At 60.3% G+C, this 4,650-nt stretch carries 6 protein-coding genes; 2 read left to right on the forward strand and 4 right to left on the reverse strand.

Annotation, left to right across the window (positions count from 1 at the left end):
- From NW837_RS00515 to NW837_RS00530, 4 genes are all read right to left on the reverse strand, one after another.
- A partial coding sequence (locus NW837_RS00515) for an AtzE family amidohydrolase (protein WP_414328763.1) occupies positions 1-1,219 on the reverse strand: 1,219 nt, incomplete at its 3' end.
- Positions 1,216-1,404, reverse strand: coding sequence for a DUF4089 domain-containing protein (locus tag NW837_RS00520; protein WP_414328765.1), 189 nt, complete (start codon positions 1,402-1,404; stop codon positions 1,216-1,218). The genes NW837_RS00520 and NW837_RS00515, both read right to left, overlap by 4 nt.
- 71 nt (positions 1,405-1,475) lie before the next feature.
- Positions 1,476-2,108, reverse strand: a complete 633-nt coding sequence (locus tag NW837_RS00525; protein ID WP_414328767.1) for a hemerythrin domain-containing protein — start codon at positions 2,106-2,108, stop codon at positions 1,476-1,478.
- Positions 2,109-2,261: 153 nt separating this feature from the next.
- On the reverse strand, positions 2,262-3,128 hold the full coding sequence (locus NW837_RS00530; RefSeq protein ID WP_414328769.1) for a tRNA (5-methylaminomethyl-2-thiouridine)(34)-methyltransferase MnmD: 867 nt from the start codon (positions 3,126-3,128) through the stop codon (positions 2,262-2,264).
- Between the two features lie 124 nt (positions 3,129-3,252).
- Here NW837_RS00530 and accD point away from each other — a divergent pair, with 124 nt between their 5' ends.
- Together accD and NW837_RS00540 are read left to right on the forward strand one after the other, a co-directional pair.
- The gene (gene accD / locus NW837_RS00535; RefSeq protein ID WP_414328771.1) at positions 3,253-4,197 is read left to right on the forward strand and encodes an acetyl-CoA carboxylase, carboxyltransferase subunit beta; all 945 of its coding nucleotides are present in this window, start codon (positions 3,253-3,255) and stop codon (positions 4,195-4,197) included.
- A 260-nt stretch (positions 4,198-4,457) separates the two neighbouring features.
- Positions 4,458-4,650 (forward strand): STAS domain-containing protein (locus NW837_RS00540; protein ID WP_414328773.1); only part of this gene is annotated, 193 nt, incomplete at its 3' end.

Here is a 4,650-nt window from a genome sequence, read left to right on the forward strand (position 1 = left end):
GGTTGGGCCGAGTGAGAACCTCTACCCCATCGATCACCATCTTCTCTTGGCCGAGCAAGGGGGCAAAGCAGGGGGTGGTGGGGGCGATGAACAGATCGATCTCCTGAAAAATGGCCTGCACCTGCTGGCGATACCAGCGGCGAAAGCGCTGCGCCTGCAAGATCCAACTGGCAGGCAACAGGGCTCCGGCCAAAAAGCGATCCCGGGTGGCCGGGTCAAAGTCGTGGGGGCGAGTTCGCAGGTTGGGCAGGTGCAGGTTGGCTCCCTCAGCAGCCGTGATCAGGAAGGCGGCGGCACGGGCGCGCTGGGCTTCCGGGATCCGCACAGTCTGGCGGGCCCCCAGGGCTTGGGCCACCTTTTCTACCCCGGCCAAGATGGGGGGCTCTGCCCCTCGGGCAAAGTAATCATCCGCCACCGCGATGCGCAAGCCCTCGATCCCCTGCCCCAATTGCCCAAAGGTGGGATCTACAGGACGCCGGGTACAGACGGGATCTTGGGGATCCGGCCCTTGCATGACATCGAAGCTGAGGGCAATATCGGCCACCGAACGGGCCAAGGGGCCCACGTGGTCAAAGCTGGCGGCAAACAGAGCCACCCCTGCCCGCGACAGACGGCCATAGGTGGGCTTGAGGCCGTAGACGCCACACAAAGAGGCCGGTACCCGAATCGAGCCGTTGGTGTCGCTGCCCAGGGCAAGGGGCACCAAACCTCCTGCCACCGCTGCTGCCGAGCCGCCAGAGGATCCCCCCGCACTGCGGTTGAGATCGTGGGGGTTGTGGGTGGGGCCGTAGTGGCTGTTTTCGGTGACGAAGCCGTAGGCGTACTCGTCCATGTTGAGGGTGCCCACCAAGATTGCCCCTGCCTGCTTGAGACGAGCCGCCACCGTTGCATCTTGGATGGCCGGGGGATTCTCGCGGTTGATCGCCGAGCCAGCCAGGGTGGTGAGGCCGGCCACGTCAAATAAGTTCTTGACGGCAAAAGGCACCCCTGCCAACGGGCCTACAGGGATCCCTTGAGCCACCTGTCGATCCACCTGCTCCGCCGCTTGTAAGGCCGATTCCTCCAAGACAGCTGTAAAGGCATTGAGCTGGGGATCCCGCCGGCGAATCCGCTCCAGACAGGCGGCCACCACCGCTTGGGCGCTCACGGATCCCTGGCGGACAGCCCTGGCAATAGAGACCGCGTCGGCGCTGCCGAGAAGGTGGGGATCCCCGGTCATGGCTGAGGGTCAAAGGTGGGATCTGGCTCAACTATCGGCGGCAACGGGAACTCCAGCACCTGTTGAGCAATGGGCAGAAAGCGGGCAAAATTTTCGATCACCCCTGCTCGGTGGTCGGGATGCAGGGGCAGTTGCAGCAGTTGGGCCATTTGATCGACGTAGGTTTCGGGATCCCAGGGCTGCATGGTTTTGGGGTCAGGGAGCCGATTGCAGCAAAAATACCACCACTAGCCTCCAACAACAAGACCGTCGTCGACTAGGGAGCGGACATTTGCACAGTGTTGCCCTGCAGCGACCAGAGACGCTCGTTGGGCAAGACAGGGCGGGTTATCGCCTGCCGTTCCAGCTCATTCAAAGCAACGCGACGGCTATGTGCAGAGCGATTGGAAGCAGCGCTGGCTTGCAGGCGTTTGCGGAACAGACGCAACTGCTGCTGCTCTGCTTCGGGAGAAACATGCTGGGCAAAGAGGGGATGCAAGATTTTCTCCTCCTGATCAAACTGAGCCCGCAATTGCCGATAGAAGTGAAGGGCAGCAGAAGGATCCACCTGCTGCGGGGTGCGCTCTGATTGGTGCAAAAAGCGCGTCAGCTCTGGAATCTGATCCCGCAGATGTTGCTCCAGCCGCTCAATTTGGTCGCTAAGGTGGGGATCCCCCTGGAGAGCCGACCTGAGCAGGGGGTAGAGAACATGGCGCTCCAGTTGAATGTGGCGGGAGAGGCGCTGTCGCAACCTTTGTACACAGAGGCGTCGCTGCTCCAGATCCAACTCCGGCGCTCGAGACAGGCGAGTCAAAAACTGCAGGATGACGCGGTGCTGTTCAGCACAAAGGGCAACCAGCGTACCGGCAGAGGTTGCTCGCGTCAGCGGGAGGGACTCCTCAGAGGACATGGCATTCACAGCAGAAAAGTTTCATCCTAGCTTAACTTTGTCAAGAAATGGTGGCTTGCGTAAGGGTACGGGAATAGCGCAGGTGTCTTGGATACACTTGGGCAGCAATCCTGGGAAAAGTTGTCCAGATCTGAACTCCGGCAACGCCACTCTCTAGGCTTGCACAGGCCAGCGGCGTTTCCAAGCAGAAGTGGGCTCCAAAGGGGATCCCTGCTGTTCCCGTTGGCGTTGCAGACGGATTTGCGCTCTATCTCCTTTCAAGGTGGGATCCCGGTAGGGCACGGCAGCGCGAGTTTTCAGGTGCTCCCACTCCATGGGCGAAAGGGGCGGCAGGTGATCGGGTTGGGGCGAGGCCACTGTCCCCGGCCAAGGACGACCTACCGGGGGGGTAGAGCCGATGAAAAGCCCTGCTTCCAACAGAGCCGCTCGCACCGCCGCTGCACAGGAATAGGTGGCCAAAATCCCGCTGGGACGCATCCGTTCGGCCACGGCCCGCAAGAAATCCACCGTCCACAGCTCTGGGCAAACCGAAGGGGAGAAGGGATCCAAAAACACCGCATCTGCCCACCCCAGCGGCACCTGCAACACCGTTTGCCGGGCATCGCCCCACAGCAAGGTTCCGCGCCAGCGCTGCGATTGCCAGGATCCCTGTTCAATCCAGTGTTGCCATTCTTGCCCAAAGCTCCAGTCGGATCCCACCCCTGCCTGCCAAGCTTGCCGGGGTACTTCCGGGGATCGCTCCAGGCCGATTACTTCTACAGAACAGTGGGGCCGGATTTGCCAAATGGTTTCTAGGGCAAGGCCGGAGTTGTAGCCCAGGCCAAAGCAAATATCCAAAAGGCGAATGGGCTGGGCGGGATCCCGCTCCAAAGGCAGCCGATCCAGCCGGCAAGGGCGGACAAACTTCTCCAAAGCCTCCTGGGCGGCACCACTGACGTTGTGAAAAGCCTGTCCAAACTCTTCCGAGAAAAAGGTCAGGGATCCATCCCCTGTGGTCAGCACCTGCCACCGAGTCTCCATCGCTTGCTGTTGTCTCTATTTTCAGTCGGGCGATTCTTTGATAGCTTGAGAACGTTGAGATGTGTTTCGCAGCTCACCGGCAGGGCTCTCGACATCCCTGAGTAGGGAGGATATTTCAACAGCTATGTCTCTACTGGATTGGTTTGCGGAGCGGCGCAGACAAACCTCTCTGAACCTGACAGGTAGCAGCCCCTTCGACAAAGAGCGTCAGGTGAGAGAAATTGCCGACGGCCTCTGGCAAAAGTGTCCTGCCTGTGACACCCTGACCTACACCAAGGATCTGCAGCAAAACTGGCAAGTTTGCCCCAGCTGTGGGCATCACCATCGCATTACAGCTCCAGAGCGGCTGGAACAGCTTTTGGATCCCGGATCCTGGCAACCCCTCGACGAGCACCTGGCTCCCACGGATCCCCTGCACTTTTTCGACCAAAAGCCCTACTCCGAGCGCTTGGCCACCTACCAGGAGCGCACCCAGCTCAAGGATGCCGTCCTGACAGGGTTGGGAAGCCTGGAAGGGATCCCGGTGGCGATTGGAGTGATGGACTTTCGCTTCATGGGCGGCAGCATGGGCTCGGTGGTGGGAGAGAAGATCGCCCGCCTCACGGAACGGGCCACCTGCGATCACCTGCCCTTGATCCTCTTTTCGGCTTCGGGGGGGGCCCGCATGCAGGAAGGGATCCTCAGCCTCATGCAGATGGCCAAGACCTCAGCCGCCCTACAAAGGCACCGCGACGCCAGACAATTGTTCATCTCCGTGCTCACCCATCCCACCTATGGCGGGGTAACTGCCAGCTTTGCCATGCTGGGAGATTTGATCCTGGCCGAGCCGGGCGCGCAGGTGGGGTTTGCCGGGCCCAACGTAATCGAGCAAACCATCGGCAAGGGCAAGCTGCCAGAAGGCTTCCAAACCGCCGAGTACCTGCTGGCCCAAGGGCTCATCGACGCGATTGTGCCCCGTACTGAGCTGCGCAAGCGGCTGGCCCAGTTGCTCTCTATGCACCGCCCCCGTTTGCATGTGTCCCTTCCCTCCATAGACTCGGAGGCTTTAACCCTGCAACCTATGCTGTAGGTAGATCCGCCTAAGATGCGGAATTTGTGGCCGAGGCCGGATCCCTTCCCTGCGGGGGATGGAGTTCCTGCTAAGCTCTGGGGCGGCTCTTACTTCATGGGTTTACACGGCTTCCCTCTGGCTTGTTGGGAGAGGAGCTGGGGGCGAGAGGGCAGATGTTTTTGGAGGGAGCCGCGCTGTCCCTGGGGATCTTCACAAGATTTCCTGGTGGGCGGTAGCGGATGGTGTTAAGGTGGGGCATGAGGTCTTCACCGGAAACGATGGATTTCAAGCTGCGCATCCGTACTGCTGAGACTCCACAAGGGCAAAAACTGGCGATTGTGCCGCTGGAGGGTCGTTTTGATGCCAAGGCCGCCTCAGAAGTTCGGCAATTGCTCCAGCAGGTTTTAGATTTCGGTTATCCCAATATGTTGATCGACATGTCATCGGTCACTTTTATGGACAGCTCTGGGC

The sequence above is a fragment of the Synechococcus sp. R6-10 genome (assembly GCF_047461815.1).
In the GTDB taxonomy this organism is placed as follows: Bacteria; Cyanobacteriota; Cyanobacteriia; order Thermostichales; family Thermostichaceae; genus Thermostichus.